Source organism: Psychrobacter namhaensis, assembly GCF_016107545.1.
GTDB classification, from domain to species: Bacteria; Pseudomonadota; Gammaproteobacteria; order Pseudomonadales; family Moraxellaceae; genus Psychrobacter; species Psychrobacter namhaensis.
Window position 1 is genome coordinate 63,089 of sequence record NZ_JABASS010000004.1, and the last position, 21,996, is coordinate 85,084.

General features: G+C 44.6%; 20 protein-coding genes, 1 tRNA gene and 1 other RNA gene. 6 read left to right on the forward strand and 16 right to left on the reverse strand.

Annotated features, from left to right (window positions below; translation table 11 throughout):
- Nucleotides 1–139: 139 nt before the first annotated feature.
- Nucleotides 140–1,342 carry an OmpA family protein gene (locus JFC06_RS05025; protein WP_193006265.1) on the reverse strand — a complete coding sequence of 401 codons (1,203 nt, stop codon included), beginning with the start codon at nt 1,340–1,342 and terminating at the stop codon, nt 140–142.
- Between the two features lie 585 nt (nt 1,343–1,927).
- Between JFC06_RS05025 and JFC06_RS05030 the strand changes: the two genes are divergently transcribed.
- Nucleotides 1,928–2,656: a GspH/FimT family pseudopilin gene (locus JFC06_RS05030; protein ID WP_227670135.1), complete on the forward strand. Its 729-nt coding sequence runs from the start codon at nt 1,928–1,930 to the stop codon at nt 2,654–2,656.
- A gap of 31 nt (nt 2,657–2,687) precedes the next feature.
- Here JFC06_RS05030 and JFC06_RS05035 read toward each other — a convergent pair whose 3' ends face one another.
- From JFC06_RS05035 to coaD, 13 genes are all read right to left on the reverse strand, one after another.
- On the reverse strand, nt 2,688–3,467 hold the full coding sequence (locus JFC06_RS05035) for a pyridoxine 5'-phosphate synthase (protein WP_198334197.1): 780 nt from the start codon (nt 3,465–3,467) through the stop codon (nt 2,688–2,690).
- A 118-nt stretch (nt 3,468–3,585) separates the two neighbouring features.
- Nucleotides 3,586–4,377: a DNA repair protein RecO gene (recO, locus tag JFC06_RS05040; protein ID WP_198334198.1), complete on the reverse strand. Its 792-nt coding sequence runs from the start codon at nt 4,375–4,377 to the stop codon at nt 3,586–3,588.
- A gap of 61 nt (nt 4,378–4,438) precedes the next feature.
- Nucleotides 4,439–5,404 carry a GTPase Era gene (gene era, locus JFC06_RS05045; protein ID WP_226949498.1) on the reverse strand — a complete coding sequence of 322 codons (966 nt, stop codon included), beginning with the start codon at nt 5,402–5,404 and terminating at the stop codon, nt 4,439–4,441.
- Between the two features lie 391 nt (nt 5,405–5,795).
- Nucleotides 5,796–6,590 carry a ribonuclease III gene (gene rnc / locus JFC06_RS05050; protein ID WP_193006261.1) on the reverse strand — a complete coding sequence of 265 codons (795 nt, stop codon included), beginning with the start codon at nt 6,588–6,590 and terminating at the stop codon, nt 5,796–5,798.
- 91 nt (nt 6,591–6,681) lie between these two features.
- On the reverse strand, nt 6,682–7,074 hold the full coding sequence (locus tag JFC06_RS05055) for a DUF4845 domain-containing protein (protein ID WP_227670136.1): 393 nt from the start codon (nt 7,072–7,074) through the stop codon (nt 6,682–6,684).
- Between the two features lie 128 nt (nt 7,075–7,202).
- On the reverse strand, nt 7,203–8,105 hold the full coding sequence (gene lepB, locus JFC06_RS05060; protein ID WP_198334201.1) for a signal peptidase I: 903 nt from the start codon (nt 8,103–8,105) through the stop codon (nt 7,203–7,205).
- A gap of 103 nt (nt 8,106–8,208) precedes the next feature.
- Complete coding sequence (lepA, locus tag JFC06_RS05065; RefSeq protein ID WP_193006259.1) at nt 8,209–10,008, reverse strand: translation elongation factor 4; 1,800 nt, start codon at nt 10,006–10,008, stop codon at nt 8,209–8,211.
- Nucleotides 10,009–10,260: 252 nt separating this feature from the next.
- Nucleotides 10,261–10,337, reverse strand: a tRNA-Met gene (locus tag JFC06_RS05070).
- 121 nt (nt 10,338–10,458) lie between these two features.
- Nucleotides 10,459–10,841: RNase P RNA component class A (rnpB, locus tag JFC06_RS05075), an RNA gene on the reverse strand.
- 108 nt (nt 10,842–10,949) lie between these two features.
- The gene (bioD, locus tag JFC06_RS05080) at nt 10,950–11,675 is read right to left on the reverse strand and encodes a dethiobiotin synthase (RefSeq protein ID WP_198334203.1); all 726 of its coding nucleotides are present in this window, start codon (nt 11,673–11,675) and stop codon (nt 10,950–10,952) included.
- A complete protein-coding gene (bioA, locus tag JFC06_RS05085; protein WP_198334204.1) occupies nt 11,675–12,982 on the reverse strand; it encodes an adenosylmethionine--8-amino-7-oxononanoate transaminase in 1,308 nt (435 codons plus the stop codon). Before bioA ends, bioD begins: the two co-directional genes overlap by 1 nt.
- Nucleotides 12,983–13,181: 199 nt before the next feature.
- Nucleotides 13,182–13,430: a YfhL family 4Fe-4S dicluster ferredoxin gene (locus JFC06_RS05090; RefSeq protein WP_198334205.1), complete on the reverse strand. Its 249-nt coding sequence runs from the start codon at nt 13,428–13,430 to the stop codon at nt 13,182–13,184.
- Between the two features lie 83 nt (nt 13,431–13,513).
- A complete protein-coding gene (gene coaD, locus JFC06_RS05095; RefSeq protein ID WP_198334206.1) occupies nt 13,514–14,023 on the reverse strand; it encodes a pantetheine-phosphate adenylyltransferase in 510 nt (169 codons plus the stop codon).
- A gap of 253 nt (nt 14,024–14,276) precedes the next feature.
- On the opposite strand from coaD, the gene smpB reads away from it, so the two are divergent.
- Nucleotides 14,277–14,753 carry an SsrA-binding protein SmpB gene (gene smpB / locus JFC06_RS05100; protein WP_193006254.1) on the forward strand — a complete coding sequence of 159 codons (477 nt, stop codon included), beginning with the start codon at nt 14,277–14,279 and terminating at the stop codon, nt 14,751–14,753.
- A 101-nt stretch (nt 14,754–14,854) separates the two neighbouring features.
- On the opposite strand, the gene rarD is transcribed toward smpB, so the two are convergent.
- A complete protein-coding gene (gene rarD, locus JFC06_RS05105) occupies nt 14,855–15,868 on the reverse strand; it encodes an EamA family transporter RarD (protein WP_198334207.1) in 1,014 nt (337 codons plus the stop codon).
- Between the two features lie 234 nt (nt 15,869–16,102).
- Between rarD and JFC06_RS05110 the strand changes: the two genes are divergently transcribed.
- The 4 genes from JFC06_RS05110 to JFC06_RS05125 all read left to right on the forward strand — a co-directional run bounded on the left by JFC06_RS05110 (nt 16,103) and on the right by JFC06_RS05125 (nt 20,880).
- Nucleotides 16,103–16,570: an Lrp/AsnC family transcriptional regulator gene (locus JFC06_RS05110; protein ID WP_198334208.1), complete on the forward strand. Its 468-nt coding sequence runs from the start codon at nt 16,103–16,105 to the stop codon at nt 16,568–16,570.
- Between the two features lie 231 nt (nt 16,571–16,801).
- Complete coding sequence (locus JFC06_RS05115) at nt 16,802–19,246, forward strand: YgiQ family radical SAM protein (protein ID WP_193006398.1); 2,445 nt, start codon at nt 16,802–16,804, stop codon at nt 19,244–19,246.
- 286 nt (nt 19,247–19,532) lie between these two features.
- Nucleotides 19,533–19,946, forward strand: coding sequence for a hypothetical protein (locus tag JFC06_RS05120; RefSeq protein ID WP_198334209.1), 414 nt, complete (start codon nt 19,533–19,535; stop codon nt 19,944–19,946).
- A 370-nt stretch (nt 19,947–20,316) separates the two neighbouring features.
- Nucleotides 20,317–20,880 carry a hypothetical protein gene (locus tag JFC06_RS05125; protein WP_198334210.1) on the forward strand — a complete coding sequence of 188 codons (564 nt, stop codon included), beginning with the start codon at nt 20,317–20,319 and terminating at the stop codon, nt 20,878–20,880.
- A 97-nt stretch (nt 20,881–20,977) separates the two neighbouring features.
- Here JFC06_RS05125 and JFC06_RS05130 read toward each other — a convergent pair whose 3' ends face one another.
- Nucleotides 20,978–21,826, reverse strand: a complete 849-nt coding sequence (locus tag JFC06_RS05130) for a MauE/DoxX family redox-associated membrane protein (protein WP_265091396.1) — start codon at nt 21,824–21,826, stop codon at nt 20,978–20,980.
- Nucleotides 21,827–21,996: the final 170 nt, after the last annotated feature.

Here is a 21,996-nt window from a genome sequence, read left to right on the forward strand (position 1 = left end):
TTGGGCAGCTAGTATAACATTATTGCTTCATAAATTTATGTAATAACTTGCTTATATCAATACATAAATAAAAAAAGCCACCCAATGGGCAGCTTTTTTTGTAACTTCATGTTTGACTACATAACCAATTGGTTATTACTTACTGAACAACCATGTCTTTAGTTTGTTCAACAGTCATTGTTTTGTCACCAGTGATGATGGCATAAACACGACGGTTCATAGCACGGCCTTCTTCAGTGTCGTTTGGCGCGATTGGGTTGTCATAACCATAACCAACGGTTGATAGACGGTTTGGAGCAATACCGAATTCGTTAGTTAGCATAGATTTAACGGCAACGGCACGAGCTTCAGACAGACGTTGGTTGTAACGTGCTGAAGGACCAGTTTTAGAAGCATGACCTTCGATACGTGCGGTAGAGTTAGGATACTCGCGCATCTTCTCTGCTACTTTAGCGATTTCAGGCTTGTACTGGTTTTTGATAGCTGATTTGTCGTTATCAAAGAACACACGTAGTTCCATTTTCAGCTCATCAGTAATATCTACTGGTACTGGGCAACCGCGCTCATCAACAACCACATTCATTGGAGTGCCTGGGCATGCATCGATGCTATCAGGTACGCCATCACCGTCAGAATCAAGATCAGACTCAACAACTACTACTGGCGTAGTGTCAACTACTGGCTCTTGCATTGGTGGTACTGCTACCGTAGGCGCTAAATGGCCACCCAATACAACTTCTAGACCGGCCAAAGCCATGCCTTCCCACCAGTTGTTATCAAAGTTATGGATCGCACGAGCTTCACCACGTAGGCTTAGCGCGTCGTTAATGCGATACATAGCACCTAGACCTAGGTTACCGATAGTATCTTTAGTGCCACTAACTTTATCACCAGCCGCATCTTCGATTTCAATTTTAGACTGACCAGCACCAACCAATACATATGGCTTAAGCGCGTTGTCAGTATAACCAGTAAACTCTTCAGTACCGATTAAGAAGTTACCCGAAATCATTTCTTGTTCAGCGTCGTAAGAACCAGAAGCATTGCCAGGAGTAACATCATTGCTAGCAATAGCATCAGTGTTTGACACACCATATTCTACTTGAAACTGAGTAGAAGGCGTTAGCTCGATACCTAGTGCAGCACCTGTGTATAAACCGTCTTCTTTATAGTAGCTATTACCGTTACCGCTATAGTCTCCTAATAGTTCAGCTTGATCATCATCAGCTGCTTCGCTGTAGTGATAACCTAACAATAGTGGGCTAATAGTAACGCCAGCATTCGCTGCTAAAGGAGCAGCCGTTACGGCAACCAAAGCTAGAGCAATTTTATTCAATTTCATGGACTTCCTCCAAAGGATAATTTTAGTGATGCGTGAAGCAAAACCGATTTTCAAGACATTCTAAAGTAGACATCTTTTACGCATTTTAAGTTACAAAGCAAAACCAATTAAGAAGTAGCTTAGCGATTATCAATTCAGTTTACAACTTTTTTCGTTAACGAGCTACACATTATTACACGATAATGTTGTAACTAAAACACAATAACCTGCTGAAGTTACCTAGAACTAACACACCTTACGCTTTTTATCTTTTGTATGTCAGTTCACAAGAGATAGCAGTCTTAAAACTATCTATTGTCTGCGCTTATTTTAATATAGTTAGTAATTTTTCTCTATTACTAAAACCTTTCCTTCACTAATTGAAACATTTTTTGACAGTAGACATATATTCTGTTTATATTATATAAGTCAACATTATTTCACCCTATAGCCTAGTTGTTTTTTGCTTTAGATCTACACATTGCTATGTCCTTACAAGTCTATTTCAAAATGTTTAGATGAAAAGATAACTAGAGAGACAACGCTAAAAAATGAGCTTGCTCTATTGTATGGCACCAAACTCCTTCTCATAGGTAATAAAACCTTATGACCCCGCTTGATAAGACATCGTTAAGTGATAGAAAACTCTCTACCTCTATCTTACTCATATTACCTTTAGGTAAGAGTGGTTTGGTTCGTCACAGACTTTGGCAATATGGAACTCAGATCTATACGGCCTTTCGCTATCATTTTACAGTGAGCCAAATTCTCTCAGTAGACATGAGCGCTTATAGGTATAAAGGAAGGCAAGGTTTTACCTTGGTTGAGCTGATTGTCACCATAGCGGTATTGGCGATTATAATGACGATTGCAGCTCCCGCTATTCGTACACAGTTAGCGCGTATGGAAGCCAAACGTATTAAAAATCAGGTAGAAAACTCACTTACCTTGGCAAAAACGGAGAGTTATATCAGAAGACAGAATATCATTGTTTGTCTGTCTAACGCAGGCGGGCGCTGCCACAGAGACAGCGATAAGACACTTTTATTGTTTATAGACAAAAACGACAATAAAAATTTTGATGCTCAAACAGATCTTTTAATAAGGCAACGCGCTTTGAATCCTAAATACGCGAAGCTGAGTTTGCGCGTAGGAGGCAGGCGTCACTACATCAAATTTTGGGGTGATAGTGGAAAACCGCGAGGGCACTTCGGTCATATCAAATACTGTCCAACCGTGGCTTATAATAACGCAATGTATTTAATATCTTTTAGTCAATCGGGCAGGATTAGACAAAAACTTAACGAAAATCATCCCACGAAATGTGATCAATAGTAAGAATAGCAAGATTGGCACGTATTATGTTTTAGTTGACTTTGTACATCGCACTTTTCATCATAATGACCGCTTGCTCGATCCCCACGAATATAGCATCTGCAATGAGCGCATGACCGATGTTTAACTCATAAATGCCTTCAATTTGCGCAATAGCCCTGACATTATCACGTGTCAGACCATGACCGGCGTTAATTAAAAGTTTGTTATTTATACGTTGGGCACTGACGACTGCTTGTTTGATTCGTTTTAGCTCAGCATTTTGCACGTCTATGTTGCCTGCCAAGCCCGCCTCTGCATAAGCACCTGTGTGCAACTCAATAGCATCTGCGCCGCAATCTACGGCGGCAGCAATTTGTGTTTCTTCAGGATCAATAAACAAAGACACTTTACTGCCTGCAGCTTGTAACTGGCTAATATATTCTGTTAACCAAGTTACCTGCCCTGCCACATCAAGCCCGCCTTCTGTCGTCAGCTCTGCACGCTTTTCCGGTACTAAGCACACCCAAAATGGTTTTACTTTATTAGCAATTGCCAGCATCTCATTGGTTGCCGCCATCTCTAGATTCATTCTGGTGGTCAACTGCGCCGCTATCTCATACACATCTGAATCTTGAATATGACGGCGATCTTCGCGCAAGTGTATGGTGATGCCATCTGCACCTGCCTGCTCACAGAGTAAAGCAGCATCCAAAGGACTGGGATAGTTGACCCCGCGTGCTTGACGCAAAGTGGCTACATGGTCAATGTTCACCCCTAATAAAGGTTTTCGTGAGGTCTTTTCCGATAGAGGTAACGCAGAGGGGGGCATAAGAAATCCTTTTGATAACGATACTCAGTTGACTTATATGTAATGATAAAAAGGTACTATTTCACATGACTTCACATGACCTTAATTTAACAGCGGTGCTACTCAGCAAATATTCTCTTTACTGTTGGTAACGCTGCTGCTGTTGCCATAGCAAACGACTTTGTAGTGGTTGATACTCAAGCAAATGATCAATCAGCTGTCGATGTAGTTTTGACCAGTGATTTAGCGTGGCTTCAGTAATGCCCAATTTTGCCATCTGGATAATGTCAGTACCCATCAGAACCGTTTGTCCAGTAGCACTCTCTAAATGCTCAGACTGTCTATTATTCTGAAAGACAGGTACTAAGCCAACATCAGGCAAAAAACGATAACAGCAATCGGAAGCAATAACATCCTCGACACTGTCGTGCGTGAGCGTGAGCGTAAAACCCAGCTCGTTAAATAAATGATGCTCAAACTGCCGTAAACACAACCGTAACTCATTGGCGCTTAAAGGCTGCCTAAGTTGCCGTAAACTGTTCTCATAATGCTGCCACAATACTGGCATTGGGTCTTCAGTGGGTAGCAAGCGCCATAATATTTCATTCAAATACAACGCTGAGTACTGCTGCTGACCGGTAATATTTTCATAAGGCCTAGCGCTTAATACCGCCCCGAACGTGTTGGGCACACTGTCTTTTTGCGTCTCATCTGTCTGGGTAGTCGTTTGCGATGCGACACCAATTTGGCTGAATGTCTTTAAATCACGTTGACCTGTGGCAAAGAGCTGTAAAGGCATAAACAGTGGTGCGCCCTTTTTCCCCACGCCATGTATCACACCATGCTGCTGAGAAAAAAGATAATACAAGGCACGCTTTTCTTGGTAGGGGCGCTGATGTAATAAATAACCGATTAACGCTTCATTACGCATTTTTTATTACCTCAGCATCAAGCCTTTATACGATCGTAAAAAGGCGGTTATTCAATCACTATCAGTATCCCAGACTGGTCAACGCACGTTCGTCATCAGACCAGCCGCGTTTCACCTTCACCCACAGTGTCAGCATGATTTTTTTATCAAAAAGTTGTTCCATGTCTTTACGAGCGTCCATCCCGACTTGTTTAATACGCTGGCCTTTATCACCAATGACGATGGCTTTTTGACCACTGCGTTCGACATAAATAGTCGCGTCAATAAACGTACAAGCCTTACGTGGACGACCTGTTTTTGGATCAGTATGGGCAGGCTCATCCTTGAACGCATCAATCTGTACCGTTAAATCATAGGGCACTTCATCACCCGCACTACGCATGATTTTTTCGCGGATGATCTCACTGGCCAAGAAACGCTCTGAGCGATCAGTGATCTGTTCGGTATCATAGATAGGTGCCGCAACTGGTAGATGAGACGCAATCACTTCTTGCAGGCGATCGAGGTTTTGGTTTTTTAACGCAGATACTGGCACGATATCGGCAAAGTCAAAACTGTCGTTAAAGGTCTCAATCAGCGGCAACACGCTGCCTTTATCTTTTAAGGTGTCCGATTTATTAATCACCAGCACCACGGTTAAGTCCGTATCGCCAAGCTTTTGTAACGTTAGTAAATCATCATCACGCCACTGGTCTGAGTCGACAACGAACAACACCAAATCCACGTCTACTAGGGCCGATACGGCGGCTTTATTCATGCGCTCATTAATAGCTCGCACTTCATTACGGTGGATACCAGGCGTATCAACAAACACAGCCTGCATCTCATGGTTTGACAAAATACCATGGATACGGTGACGAGTCGTTTGCGGTTTACGTGAAGTGATAGATAGCTTTTGACCCAGTAAGTGATTCATCAAGGTCGACTTGCCAACGTTTGGTCGCCCAACGATGGCAACATAGCCAGACTTAAAATCATCAGCCATACGCGTATGACCGCTTGGGGCAAAGAACTCTTCAATTGCCATGTCATTTTCTAGCGATATATCTTCTGACTGATCGATACTCTTATTCGTTAGAGCAGCATTCGTTAGAGTGTCATTCGTTAGAGCATCATCTTGGCTTGGATGCGTCTCTGTTTTTTTGATCATATCGTTGGTACTGTCTTCATTATTTGATGGCACATCAGTACGATTGCTCATAGGTTAATCCTGTAGAGTTTATAACCAGCCAAACGGCATTTCATAGTGGATTGGGTATATCCGCACTAAAAAAATGACACCGTTATCGGCTGGGAAATATTTGAGGTTTTAAAATAAGTAACATTTAATATAAATAGAATAAGTGCTTACTAAAGTAAGAACCACTTAGAAAGATATCGTAAATGTAAAGTGAGGTTTGCCGCGAAATTTATACCCATTAAGAGCGCTTTTTGGCTGAACCTGGCAGTTTGTGTAATTGATTGATCATAAGCTCTGCCGCTTTTTGTTCGGCGATGCGGCGGCTCTCACCAGATTCAGTAATGTCAGGACAGTTATTGATATTAACATGGCAACGTACGACAAAAATTTGATGCGGCGCGTTACCACGCGTTTCCATCAGCTCGTAATGGGGCAAATCAAACTGCTTAGATTGTAGCCATTCTTGCAGTCGGCTCTTGGCATCTTTTAATGCTTTTTGATCATTCACGCTATCAATTAAATCCCCGTACCACGAGAGCACACAGTGACGCGTAATCTCCATATCTTGGCTGTCTAAGTAGATCGCTCCGATTAACGACTCCACAGCGTCCGCCAATATAGAGGCACGATTGCGACCACCGCCCTTGCGCTCCCCTATCCCCAATATGAGGTGATTAGAAAGCTCGAGATTTTGGGCAATAATAACCAATGACTCCTGACGCACCAAAGTCGCGCGCATGCGAGTAAGCCGCCCTTCATTTTGGCTAGGATAACGATGGTATAAAGCTTCACCCACAATCATCCCTAAAAGCGCATCTCCCAAAAACTCTAAGCGCTCATAGTTTTTTTTGCTATCAAATGAGCGGTGTGTCAATGCAAGTTTTGGGAGACTCACATCATTAAACACATAGCCTAATTTGCGTGTTAATACCGTTAAACGCTGAATAAATTCTGCGCTAACAAGCGTATCAACAGACGTGCTATTTTTTTGGGAAGTAGGAACCGCTTGGGAGTGCTGCGAAGTTGGTTTCATGCGAGGCTTATGGTTATCCCTTCTGTTTTACTGGTTTAATAAGTAATCGTAGTTAGTGGTTGGTTACGAAAAAAATGAACGCTCTCTTTCGTTATTCTGCTGTTGCCATCTCGATGTCACCTTCAAAACGATTGACGATATCAACATTGCCAAAAAAGGTATTGGTGACGGCGTACTGTTTATGAATCGCCAATTGTCCCGTTTTTTTATCAGTAAAAGTAAAGACGTCTTCTGCCTTGGTGTCATAGTCACCATTGATAGATAACTGTTTATTGACCCGTTCAACGAACTGCTTGGCCGTCTCATTGTTTTTATTTGACTCTTTAAGCTGAGCGCTTAAGGTCTTGCTCAATTGATAATCGCCAATCTGAGCCGGTACGATAGCAATGATTAATTTGGCAGCAATACCCAAAACGATAATGATTAAAACGATGCTCGTCACACTAGCACCACGCTGCGTGGACAAACCAGATAATTGCTGCATTATAGTCTCTCTCTACTGGTAAATGACTGTTTTTGGATACCTAGGTGCTAGGTAATCGCTGATTAAACAGCAACAATATTAGCACAAAATTATTATCGTTAACTCAACCAATAGAGCTTCTTATACACTTAATCAATCGTACCATTACGGGTAAAGGTTGGTAAATTTAGCCCAGGTGGTTTATGCATCCAAATATATACCGCCTTACCAGCTAAATTCTCATCAGGCACAAAGCCCCAGAAACGACCATCAGCACTGCGATCACGGTTGTCACCCATGACAAAATACTGGCCTTCTGGCACACGAATGCGCCAACTCGTCCCTTCTGAACTCACCACCTCTGGCGATTGCTGTTGTAAAAACGGCGCGTACTGCGAGCTATTCATACCATCTAAGTAGCGCACCAGATGCTTGTTGTCACCTTGCGTCTCTTCAAAGTACCTCGCTTCTTTCTCTTCTTGCTGCCCCAGCGCGGCAGCGCTTTCTTCTGTAAGCACTTGTCCTGGACCAATTTGACCTGGTAAATAAAGCTGTGAGGTCAATTCAGTATTTGCCGCAAAAGTTACCGGTTTAGTCTCAACTGGCACATCATTGATCGCCAGTGTGCCTTGATCATAGCTGACAGTATCGCCAGGCAAGCCAATCACACGCTTGATATAATAAATACTCGGATTTTCAGGATAACGGAATACGGCTACATCACCATGTTCAGGTTCGCCCGTATCCAAAACCTTATTATACGTCAGCGGTAGTCGCACGCCATAGGCGTACTTATTAACCGCAATAAAGTCGCCAGTATATAAAGTCGGTACCATAGAAGATGAAGGAATATTAAAAGGCTCAATCAAAAACGAGCGCACTATTAATACGACGGCCAGTACGGGGAAAAAGTCATAAGCCCAGCGTACTAGCAAACTTTCATGACCACGGCCACGAGTTTTACGCTGTTTGAGCGCCAACTTATCTAATAGCCAAACAATCCCTAAGCCTATAGTCAACGGCACTAAAATTAAATTAAAATCAAAATCCATACCAAATTGCCTATTAAAGAGCGGCTTATCTCACAGCTTTGACGATAAGACCAACCACACTTGACGTATTATGTGCAAAAATCAAATAAGATAGAGACAAGTATTAACTATCCACTTGTAATACCGCTAAGAAGGCTTCTTGCGGGATTTCTACGTTCCCCACTTGCTTCATACGTTTCTTGCCCGCTTTTTGCTTAGACAATAGCTTTTTCTTACGTGAGACATCGCCACCATAACACTTGGCTAAAACATCTTTGCGCATGGCTTTGACCGTACTACGACCAATAATTTGGCTACCAATCGCTGCTTGAATGGCGACATCGAACATCTGACGCGGAATCAACTCTTTCATCTTGGTCACTAGCTGATTGCCACGGAAACGCGCTTGATCTTGGTGCACAATCATCGCTAGCGCATCCACTTTATCGCCATTAATCAAGACATCTACCTTGACCAGCTTATCAACTTGATAACGCTCAAAGTTATAATCTAGTGAGGCAAACCCACGAGAGACCGACTTTAGACGGTCAAAGAAGTCCATGACCACTTCACCCATCGGAACATCAAAGATCACTTGGACTTGCTTGCCCATAAAGCGCATGTCTACTTGTACACCGCGACGCTCGATACACAAGGTCATGACATTGCCCAAGTAGTCTTGCGGCACCAAAATCTGACAACGGGCAATCGGCTCGCGGAACTCTTCGATATTATTAGGCTCAGGCAATCTCGATGGATTATCCACATAAATCACTTCGCCGTCTTTCTTTTCAATCTCATAGATCACTGAGGGTGCGGTGGTGATTAAATCCAAGTCATATTCACGCTCTAAGCGCTCTTGGATAATCTCCATATGCAGCATACCTAAGAAGCCACAACGAAAGCCAAAGCCCAACGCATCAGAGGTATCCGGTTCAAAAAATAACGAAGCATCGTTAATCTGTAATTTCTGTAGTGCTTCACGGAATTTTTCGAAGTCATTGGCATCTACTGGGAACATACCTGCATAGACTTGCGGGGTAATCTGTTTAAAACCAGGAATACGCTCGACATCAGGCGTTTTGGAATGAGTAATGGTATCACCAACTGGTGCGCCAGCAATATCTTTGATACCAGCGATAACAAAACCTACTTCACCTGCTTCTAAAATACCCGTGTCTAAGGGCTTTGGGGTAAACACACCGATAGAGCTGACTGGATGGGCATCGCCGGTCGATTTGATATAAATCTTATCGCCTTTTTTTACCGTTCCTTGGCGCACGCGTACTAAAGAGACCACGCCTAGATAACTATCAAACCATGAATCAATAATTAGCGCTTGCAGGGGCGCGTCACGGTCGCCCGTTGGGGCTGGAATAAATTCGACCAGCGCTTCTAACAGCTTATCAACGCCCAAACCCGACTTGGCAGAGACTCGCGGCGCATCAACCGCGTCAATACCAATGATGTCTTCAATTTCTTGAATAACACGCTCAGGCTCGACTTGTGGCAAATCGATCTTATTTAAGACCGCCATGACCTCTAGACCCTGATCAACAGCCGTATAGCAGTTGGCCACCGACTGCGCTTCTACGCCTTGCGCGGCATCAACGACCAAAAGTGCGCCTTCACAAGCGGCTAATGAGCGCGACACTTCATAAGAGAAATCGACGTGTCCTGGGGTATCGATAAAGTTCAGCTGATAACGCTCACCATTAGGATGGTCATAAAATAAAGTGACCGACTGCGCTTTGATAGTGATACCGCGCTCACGCTCAATATCCATGGAGTCAAGTACTTGCGCCTGCATCTCACGATCTTGCAAGGCACCGCACATTTGAATAAAACGATCAGCAAGCGTCGACTTGCCATGATCAATGTGGGCAATGATTGAAAAGTTACGAATATTGGCTAATGCAGTCACAAAGCGCCTACTAAATTAAGGGTGATAGAATAATAAAACTAAAGGCTATTCTAGCAGTTTTCCACTATAAAGTAAGGCGATTTTATTAGCAGTGAGGGGATTTACCAATGAAGTAACCAAGGCTTGACTGTGGGCAGAGAGTATTTAACACATTAGTAACGCATAGCAACCATTGCGACACTCATTTATTTTAGGCAAAAAAAAACCAATCACAAAGGATTGGCTTTTTAAATACTGCAGTCTTACTATAAATGGTGGCGATGAAGAGACTTGAACTCTTGACCTCACGATTATGAGTCATGCGCTCTAACCAGCTGAGCTACATCGCCATTTAAGGATCGGTATTATGCCGATACAGGTGACAGTCGTCAACCCCTAGTTAGCATTTTTTGCAAAAAATATGAATTTTATTCAAATTAAGCGCAAATATTCATATCACAAACAATAAAAAGGTTTGGTAAACCGATAAGCCGGGTTCTGTCGTGGACAATCATTCCTCTAGGCGTATCATCACTGATACGCTCAAGCAACCTACCCGCATCGAACGCGGGCCGCGCCATGCCGATGCCTATTTGGTCTTGCTACGCGTGGAGTTTACCATGCCGTGAGATGTTGCCATTCACGCGGTGCGCTCTTACCGCACCCTTTCACCCTTACCGATGACATTGACGTCTTGCGACAATCAAATAAGCCAAAGGCGGTCTCCTCTCTGCTGCACTGGTCGTCAGGTTACCCTGCCCAGCCGTTAGCTGGCACGCTGCCCTATGTAGCCCGGACTTTCCTCCCCTGCTCGTCTGTTGCCAGTGTGCAGCGGCGATTGCCTAGTCTACCAAGCGCGCTAGTATAGCAAACCTCACGCTTTGCTGGGAATCTCTTTTTGGTTTATTTTTAGTATACGTACGAATGTATTAGAAAACGTATTAGAAACGCGTTAGAAAAATTTAAATAAAATCTTTTGGCAAAGATAAGTCCATATCGTTCGAAGCATCATTCATCTGCTTAGCCAATGTCAACCACTGCGTCTTTGGATAATTCTGGTCTAAATAATTTTGTAAAAACTTCATGGTACTGGTGGCAATTTCAATGTCTGTATTAACATTAAAGTCGACATCATGAATATGGTTGTAGATGACGCTATGCACAGTGAGGCCGCGCGATTTTATGGCTTCCAAACTGAGTAACGTATGATTGATGCTGCCCAAACGCCCTGAGGTGACCAAGATTACAGGATATCCTTGAGTCGCAATATAATCTAACGTTAATAAATCTTTGGTTATCGGTACCAGCAGCCCGCCTGCCCCTTCTAGCAGCACCATGTCATAATCCACTTGTAAGGCTTTGGTAGCGTGGGTAATCACCTCAGGGTGGACAACGTCGTTAGCAAGGACGGCAGATAAATGCGGTGAGGCGGGTTTCTCATAGCGATAAGGACAAGTGGTAAAATTCAGATCACACGGCTGTAGCTCAACCCCCATCAGTTCGCGATGGGTCACAATATCATCAGCAATGTTCATTGTGCCGTTATCTGGATTTATTGAAACGCCTGTTTGCACCAGCTTTTGCGTGATGACGTTCACGCCTTGCTGAGTGAGGGCTTTGGCAAGCATGCCTGTCGCATAGGTTTTGCCAATCTCGGTATCGATACCTGAAACAAATAAAACGCTCATCATTGACCTTGCTTTGTTAAATATACGCGTATCACTTTTAGCAGGGCTTGGCATAAAGTCATCAGTTCATCATCAGTGATGACATACGGCGGCATAATATACACCAGTTTACCAAATGGTCTGACCCAAATACCGTGCTCAATCAATAAAGACTGAAACACGGGCATATCAACATCGGCTTCTAACTCGATAACGGCGACCGCACCAAGACAACGTACCTCAAAGACGCCCTCTAAAGTTGCAGCGACGCCAAGTTGTTGCTCCATAATGCGTTGCATATCGGCAGTACGTGCTTCGATGTCATAAGACGTAATCAAGTCAATCGACGCACAGGCGACTGCACAGGCCAGTGGGTTGCCCATAAAAGTAGGGCCATGCATCAGCGCTGGATAGTCACTATTATGAATGGTATCGGCGATTTTTCGGGTACATAACGTGGCTGCAAAGGTCATGTAGCCGCCCGTCAGCGCTTTGCCAATGCTCATAATATCAGGACTGATACCAGCATGCTCACAGGCAAATAGTTTGCCACTACGGCCAAAGCCAGTGGCGATTTCGTCCGCAATTAACAGTACATCATGCTCATCGCACAGTTGACGCAGTAATTGCAAATACTCAGGGCTATAAAAACGCATGCCGCCTGCGCCTTGAATGATTGGCTCAATAATAAAACCCGCCAGCTGCGCGCCATACTCTACAAAGAACTGAGACAGTGCAGTGCGGTCCTCTACTGTCAACGCGCGCTCAAACCCAAGTGGCGGCGCAGGGACAAAGTGTTGCATCGGCAACTGCTTACCATACAAGCTATGCATACCATTAATAGGATCGCAGATACTCATCGCGTGCCATGTATCACCATAATAGCCTGAACGCGTCGAGGCAAACTGCTGCTTATTGGGACGATTGCCGGCTATTTGATATTGCAGCGCCATCTTTAGGGCAACTTCTACGGCGATGCTGCCACTATCGGCATAAAATATGGCGTCAAGTCCGGCAGGTACGATTGAGAGCAGTTTTTTACCCAAGTCTATAGCGGGCTGATGGGTCAAGCCACCAAACATCACATGCGCCATTTTGTCCAATTGCTCCGTAATGGCGGCATTCAGTTTTGGGTGGTTATAGCCATGCACGCTCGCCCACCATGATGACATCCCATCAATAAGGCGGGTGCCACCTTGGGTGACAATATGGATCCCATCGGCATGATCAATCACGATATTGGAATAGGTCGGTGGCAGGCTGGCGTATGGGTGCCAGAGATGCTGCTGGTCAAAGTCGCTCATTGACTGAAGTGTGTCTGTCGTCATCGTTTTGTCCCTAAAACACTTTTACATCAACTTTTATATGTAGTCAGTTCTAAATCAAACCGATACGCTAATACCGCTGTGCTACTGGTGCAAATTTTTCTTATGGGCTGTTCGCAAGCGTGACAGATACTGCGTCAAATTTATCCCAGCAGCCCTGTATCGTTTTCATAGTGAGTCAACTACCTGTTTCTTTAGTAACTTATTGACCCGTAATGCGCTTGTATTTGGCAAGCAAATCACTCTCGGTTTCGACATGGTTTGGGTCATGAGGAATACAATCAACAGGACAAATCACCACACATTGCGGTTCATCAAAATGACCCACACATTCGGTACACAGATTAGGGTCAATGACATAAATATCATCCCCTTCTGAGATCGCCTCATTGGGACAGGCAGGCTCGCAGACATCGCAGTTGATACATTCATCAGTGATTAGTAGCGCCATAACTGGCTCCTTTTGTGTGTTACTCGTATCAGTCGCAACGGACAATTTTTAACGGTGGTCGTCAGTATAATCAGCACATAAATCTACTTCAGATTCAACTTTTCTACAAAGGCTTGCGAGACACAGGGAGGGACAAATTTATTGACATCACCCCCCAGTTTGGCAATTTCTCGAATCATGGTCGATGAGATAAATGAATAGTTCTGAGATGGCGTTAAAAAAACGGCTTCAAAGTTTTCATCAAGCTCACGATTCATATTGGCCAGCTGAAACTCATACTCAAAATCGGACATGGCGCGCAGACCACGCAACACTGCCGTGGCCCCTTGCACACGCATAAAATCGACCAGCAACCCTTCAAAACCCACGACCGATACTTGCGGCAAATCAGCAAATACTGTCTCGACTAAGCCGACGCGCTCCTCGAAACTAAACAAAGGCTTTTTGTGATGCCCTGAGGCCACTGCGATCACGACCTCGTCGAATAGCTTAGTGGCGCGTGTGACCAAGTCCACATGACCATTGGTAATGGGGTCAAAAGTACCAGGGTATAAAATTTTGGTGTGCAATTTTGAAGAAGTAGGAAGGCTCATAGCTTGGCTAATATGTTCGGTAATATTAGGCCATATGCTAGCAAATTTTGCTCAAACTTAATACTTATCTGCTACATTTGTCCTAACAGCTGAGTTACATTTTTGCCAGAGGCTTTGCTACAATAGTGGGTTCGACTCATCCGTCTTATCATCCCTTTATACGGCAATGCTATTTATGGGGTTAGGGTGAGGAATCAGTAGGACTAGTCAGATAAGGTGCCTGTATTTTTTGGGCCGTCCTTATGGAGAAATTATGTCAAAAAAATCAAAAAAGCCTGACAACCAAATTTGCGCCAACAAAAAAGCGCGTCATGAGTACTTCATTGAAGAAACGTTTGAGGCAGGGTTAGCATTACAAGGCTGGGAAGTCAAAGCCATTCGCGCAGGTAAGATGACGATTACCGAAGCGTATGTCATCTTTCGTAATAATGAAGCTTTCTTATTTGGCGCGCATATCCAGCCGCTGCTATCTAGCTCAACGCATGTAAGCCCAGACAGCATTCGGACGCGTAAGCTACTGCTTAATCGCCGCGAAATTGAAAAGCTCTTCGGTGCCGTCAATCAAAAAGGCTATGCTTGCGTGCCCTTATCTTGCTATTGGAAAAACTCACTCGTGAAATGCCAAATTGGCTTGGCACTGGGTAAGAAACAGCACGACAAACGTAAAACGCTCAAAGACCGTGACTGGGAACGTGATAAGCAGCGCGGCTTTAAACAGCATTTAGGTTAAATGATGGGTTAAAAAACCTTTAAATGTGCCATGAAAAAAGGACGATTCACTATTCATTTGAATCGTCCTTTTTTATTGCCAAATCGGTGCTATTCAAGGCTTTACACCGTTTTAACCATTTTTCTCATGTGCATTCCTTTATGAACACCGCGCAATTGACGCACACCGTGAGCAATCAAACAGGCAATGCCCAGCCAGATCAACCCGTAACTATAAACCATCGCTGATTCAAACGGGTTGCCCAATACGGTTATTGCCAAAATAAATAACAGCGCTGGCTCTAAATAACTCATCATACCGTAAACGTTCACTGGCAGCATCTGGCTGGCATCCACGTTGGTTTTCATGGCTAAGACACTGAGCACGCCCAATCCCATGAGCATCACAATAAAAAATCCCGACCCCGTCACGACCATCACACTGCTGGGTGCAAAAAGGAATAAATAAGCCACGGCAAATGGCGCAAAAACCGTCAAATCAACCAGCAATCCAGTCACGGCACCGATACCTTGTAGCCTACGAAGAATATAATAAATAGGATAGGTGCCACATACCCACAGTGTGGCCCAAGAGACGCTTTGCGTGCGTACAATCTCACTACCCACTCCTAACGCTGCAAATGCAACGGCAAGCCACTGTAAACGGCTCAATTTTTCACCAAAAAAAACACAACCAAACACCACCATCATCAGGGGGAATAGAAAATAACCCATCGCCGTTTGCACGCCTTGACCATTGACGGGCGCCCACATAAACAACCAAAATTGGCTCAAGAATATCGGCGTTGGCAAAAGCAGCCATGCCCCCTGCTTTACCGTGCGCAAGGCTTTTAACTTATCAACGTGTTGACCCAAGCCACCATTAATAAGCAAATAGCCCATGAGTACCGCCCACATCGCCAGCATACGCCAGATAAATACTTGCGTGCCTGACAAGGGCGCTAAAAAACTGCTATACGCGTAAAGCACGCCAAACAATACGTTTGACAATACCGCTAGGCCCACACCCAACATCAATGTGCGTTGCTGCGCGCTCCCCGTTGTCCAAATCGCTGGCAAAGGCAAGCGTGACATCGTGGTGGCATTAAATACATTAGCTAGTGTTGAATTGGACATATAAGCACCATAGTGTTGAGTAACGGTTAAAAATCAGCGGTTATTTTTTATAGCGATGCGTTGTTTGTTATGGTCTATTCTACTGAAGCGCTAAGATATAATTTCTCTATATATCATTAATATTGGTTAAAATTATTAATTTATCTTCTATAACTGAATTATTTATCATTTTTTAATTTATAATGATAATTACTATCAACATATCTAACCAGCACGTTTCTTTGAGGGAAACCTATGAGCCAACATCTAGATGACATCGACAAAGCCATTTTAAACTTGCTACAGGATGACGCGACACTACCGCTAAAAGCCGTGGCAGAACGGGTTCACATCTCTATCGCAACGGCTCAGCGCCGTATTCAGGCCCTGTTAAATAATGGGGTCATTACCAAGCAAGTCGCGATCGTCGATCCCAATAAGGTCGGTTACGGACTGACGGCAGTGGTCATGATCGAGATGGAGCGCTCCAATACGTCGATGCAACATCGGTTTGAGCGCTTGATGGATGCCCAATCGCAAGTGATGAGCTGTTATGAAGTATCGGGCGATTTTGATTTTATGTTGATGGTCAACGCCAAAAACATGAGCGACTATCATCAGTTCACCCGCAGCTTGTTAACGTATGAAAACAACGTCCGCAATTTTAAAAGTCAGTTTGTGATGAACTTTACCAAGAGTGGCACAAAGATTGTGTTGGATTAGACGATGCCGTTGGATTAAACCTATCTACCAGTTTTACTGTCACCGTCTTAGCACTCAAAAACCATAACCGTACTCTTGTAGATTATCTTACGCTATCAATAACTTATCCCTGCCTGAGTCGAATTCATGTTAAAATGAGCGCTTTTAAATTAGCCATTAATCCCAGCATTAACCCAATCGTTAATGTCGGCTATATTTTTAGTACATTTTTTCTAATCAACAGGTCCGCCCATGTCTGCCGATACCATTGCCCGCACCGCCTTTAAACAAGGCACCAAACCTCTTTATGACTACGACAAACATTGGGCGAGCTGCTACGAGCCTGCGCCTTATCTGCCCATGAGCCGCAAAGAGATGGACGATTTGGGCTGGGACGCCTGCGATGTCATCATCATCTCAGGCGATGCTTATGTCGATCACCCAAGCTTTGGCATGGCCATCATTGGTCGCCTACTAGAGTCGCAAGGCTTCCGCGTGGGTATCATTGCCCAGCCCGACTGGAAGAGCAAAGACGCTTTTATGGAACTTGGCAAACCTGTCTATGCTTATGGCGTGACCGCAGGCAACATGGACAGTATGATCAACCGCTATACCGCTGATCGCAAGATTCGTAGCGATGATGCCTACTCTCCTGGCAACGTGGCCAATAAACGTCCTGACCGTGCGGCTATCGTCTACAGCCAGCGCTGCCGTGAAGCCTACCCTGATGTGCCCATTATCTTGGGCGGTATCGAGGGTAGCTTACGCCGTATTGCGCATTATGATTACTGGTCGGACAAAGTCCGTCGTAGTATCTTGATGGACGCCCGTGCTGATGTTTTGTTATATGGTAACGCTGAACGTGCCATCGTCGATGTGGTACATGGCCTATCAAAAGGCTATACCTTTGAACAAATGAGCAAACTGCGCGGTACTGCGTATCTGTTGACCCCGACACGCCGCCATTGGCAAGAAGATATGACCGAAGTCGCGAGCAATGATGTCGATACCGTTGGCCGCGTTGACCCAATTATCAATCCCTATGTGATGACAGAAGACGTCGATCAATGCTCCATTGAACAAGACAAGACAAGCGACTCACCGGTTGGGCAGTCGATGTCTGCGCAGTATCAGGGCTTTGTCGCAGAGCCTGTGACCAATAAAGTCATCAACGCTCATCAAGTGGACGAAGAGACGCAGGTGGTACAAATGCGCGGCTTTAATAAGCCGATGACGGCGCGTAAGCACAAACTTAAGATGCCACCACGTGAGCAAACGGTGATTCGTCTACCTGACTACGAGCACGTCAAATCTGACCCCGTACTGTATGCGCATGCTAGCCGTATCTTGCATCTTGAGACCAATCCGGGTAACGCTCGTGCGCTCGTGCAACGTCACAGCAGCGGTGCTGGTAACTCACATACCTCCATCGATGTTTGGCTAAATCCACCACCGATTCCACTCTCGACAGAAGAGATGGATTATGTGTTTGACTTGCCTTATGCCCGCTTGCCGCATCCAAGTTATGGCGATGCGCGCATCCCTGCTTATGACATGATTAAATTTTCGGTCAATATCATGCGCGGCTGTTTTGGCGGTTGTACCTTCTGCTCGATCACTGAGCACGAAGGACGCATTATCCAAAACCGCTCAGAAGACTCAATCTTGCGTGAAGTGGAAGCCATTCGCGATACCGCGCCAAACTTCACTGGCGTGATCTCTGATCTTGGTGGCCCCACGGCCAATATGTACCGTCTAAACTGTAAAGACGAGACCATTGAAAAGAACTGCCGTAAGCCCTCTTGTGTCTACCCTGACGTCTGCGAAAACCTGATTACCGACCACAGCAATTTGACCAAGCTGTATCGCAAAGCGCGTGACATTAAGGGCGTGAAAAAGATCCTGATTGCCTCAGGTTTACGTTATGATTTGGCGGTCAAAGATCCTGAATACGTGAAAGAATTGGTCAGCCATCACGTTGGCGGTTATCTAAAAATTGCGCCTGAACATTCAGAAGAAAACGTCTTATCAAAAATGATGAAACCTGGCATGGGCAGTTATGATAAATTCAAAGCCATGTTTGAGCAGTACAGCCAAGAGGCAGGTAAAGAGCAATATCTGATTCCTTACTTTATCGCCGCCCATCCGGGTACCAAAGATGAAGACATGATGAATCTCGCCCTTTGGCTCAAAAGCCACGGCTACCGCGCCGACCAAGTGCAGGCCTTCTATCCTAGCCCGATGGCGACGGCGACCACCATGTATCACACCCATAAAGACCCCCTACATAAAATCAGCCGTAGTGAAGGTGATATGGACATCGTCAAGTCTGGTAAACAGCGTAAACTGCACAAAGCGTTCTTGCGCTATCATGATCCAAAAAACTGGGTCATGCTGCGTAAAGCACTACAAGACATGGGACGCAGTGATTTGATTGGCAAAAACCGTGGCTGCTTGATTCCACCATTTAACGCCAGTTTGGAAGGCCGCGATGCCGCGCAAGACAGCTATCAATCAGCGCGCAAAAAGAACAGCCGTCTCGGCAATGACTCGGTCAAACGTAGTAATAACTCAGCTACCAATAATGCGTCGAACAACACGGGCAAAAATACTGCTAGTAAAAATACCAAAAAGCGCGTGAGTAAAGGTAACTTCCAGACTCAGCACACAGGTCTACCACCGCGTAAAACCAAGTAGTAATAACGTCTGAATCTCGCTCCATAAAAAGCGCCTATCGGCTAACAACCGATAGGCGCTTTTTATTTGCATGGGTTTATTTGCCCACTTTATTATTCAAATTTGGCTGTCTCCTATAATACCTTAAATATAACGTTACATTACTCAGAGGTTAAATAACCCCGCGAACACGTAACAAACAATTTCTAACATTCTCCAACAATCGTATTCGTTACTATATGCGCTATATGCTTAACGCATTGTTAAAAACAAATACACTATAGTTTTGCTATCTTTGGAGAAAGCCATGAAGACGTTAACGAAAATTGCGACCGCCTTACCTGCCCTTGCCCTACTAAGCGCTTGCGCAACTACCGCCCCTACGGCACCAAACGGATCAGACACGCCTGCCTCAGAAAGCGTCACTGATGCCGCGTATGATCGTATGGCACCTGCCCCTTATACTTGTACTGACGACAGCAAAATCATGGCAAAACAATCCATCAATAAAAAACAAGTCATGCTAAACGCAACCTTACCTAAAGTGAAATGGACAGAGCAGCCCATTATTTTAAACGGGGAAGTACAAGGTGATGTAGCAAGCTATGTCAACGACTCAAACCCAGAGGCGGTCTACGCATGGCACATGAAAGGTGACAAAGGCATCTTTGCCATCAAATGGGCAAATGGTAAAGAGTACCAAGTAAACTGCCAAATTTAGTAAACCAATCATCAGTAAACTAATAATTGGTAAAGAAGCACCATCAATATAAAGCAGCCATCATAGAATGGCTGTTTTTTTATGCGTGTTCATTAACAACGTAGATAAGGAAAAGCTGTGACAGGAAAGTACGTTTTTGCTAGGGCGTATTCTCATTTTAAAAATAGTGCAGATAATATCGAAATATTAATCAACTATTTGCCGCTGTTTGGCAAAATTTAGCTATTTTTAGTCCATTTAGAGGACTATCGATTGAATTGAGGACACGCCCTAGACGGCTTAACGCTTTTGCCTAGAGAAGTATAAAGAAACCTGTCAAAATAGAGCATATATGACACAGTTCACGCCTGATAATACAGAGGATATATCGATGACTAAGCGCCTAATAACTATGATGATCATCACGACTGCCAGTGTGTGGGCGCTGACTGGTTGCGACAACAGTGCTGAGACTAATACTCAAACGCCTGAGATTGCCAATCAAGCTGCTGAACCAGCCGTAACAACAGCAGAGCCTTCAACATCAACCTCAGCGCCACAGACGGTGGACTGGTCGCTAGTCGCCAGTGGTGAAAAGCCTGCTGACCTTGCTAATTATCAGTATCCATTCGCACTCGACAGCCAAAACGTCCGTGATTATGCAGAGTATTTCGATGTGAGTAACGCCACCGCGCAGCACAATCTAACAGTGAGCATGGCAAGTAATGAAGCACTGTCTAAAGCCTTGGACCAACTCAGTGACACCTACGTCTCACATGAGATAACCGATGGTGATGATATGAAGCTTATCATTCATACCACGCCTGATGTCGCTGCCAGTAGCTACGATTATGTGCTGTCCGATGACTTTGCGAAAGGATTGGTGCTACCGATTGAGATTAAACCTGATGGTAAAAAAAGCGAGGCGAAAGCGCATAGTGAAATGCAGGAGTAGCGAGTCTACCGATATGCAGTGATGCGTAGGCATATTAAGATAGGCATGATCATGTTACTTGGGGGCTGTATCCTACGCGAGCGATCACGCCCATTTATTATAGTAAAGCACGCACGAGCATGTAGCCGCCCATCCCAAACATCGTGACATTTTCCGTTAAGGAGATAGCGCCTAACGGCACATTGCTATCGCCGCCGACGCACGCACATTTTAGCTCACGCTTATCGATATACACGGCTTTGATGACGGATACGCCACCGATTAAGCCGATGGTAAACGCGACTAGACCCGCAATAGGATTGAGCCAAGGTTGATCGGCAAGCATAGCAATCCCTGCAAACGCTTCTAAAAACGGATAGACATAGGCGTAACGTACCATGCGGCGCGCCAGCAAATCATAACCCAAAAACCCCGTCGTAAACCCTTCCAAATCCTCAAGCTTTTTAATCGCTAATACACACATAGATAGCGCGACAAACCACATGAGCGCTTGTATGGATAATACGCTGATTGAGAATGCCCAGCATAATGCCAAGGTCATGAGGGCAGTAACAGAAAATATGGCAATGATAGGCGCGTAGGTTTTATCATCCTCTTTTTTAGGCTCACTATTGCCTAAAAACACCTGCAAATCATCATTTCCGCCAATGCGCTGGCCATCAATAAAGGTCTGTGGCGTGGTCTTGACCCCAAGCGTTTCTTTAACCAATGTATTCTCATCTTGGGTGGTAATATGACGATCGATAATGTCATAGCCTGCATGCTTGAGCGCGTCTAATGACTTGAGGCCAAACGGGCATAAATGATCGGCCATCACCATACGAAAAATGATGGCGCGTTTGCCATCCCCACCGATAGGCTCGCCTTGTAGGGTATCGATGAGATGCTGTACTTTTTGGTTGTGGCTGGTGTCGGAATCAGACTGATGATTGGTATGGTCTGCCATAACGCGCTCCTTACGTTAATCTTATTCGCTTTTTGCTAGTCATCTTGCTGATAACTTTAACTATTATCTTATAAGCATCGGTAAGGGTTATCTGAATCAGTCTTGTTAACTTTGTTAGGTTTAATGATAAGTAGTCGGTTTTGTTAGAGTGCGTTTGTGCTAGTAAATAA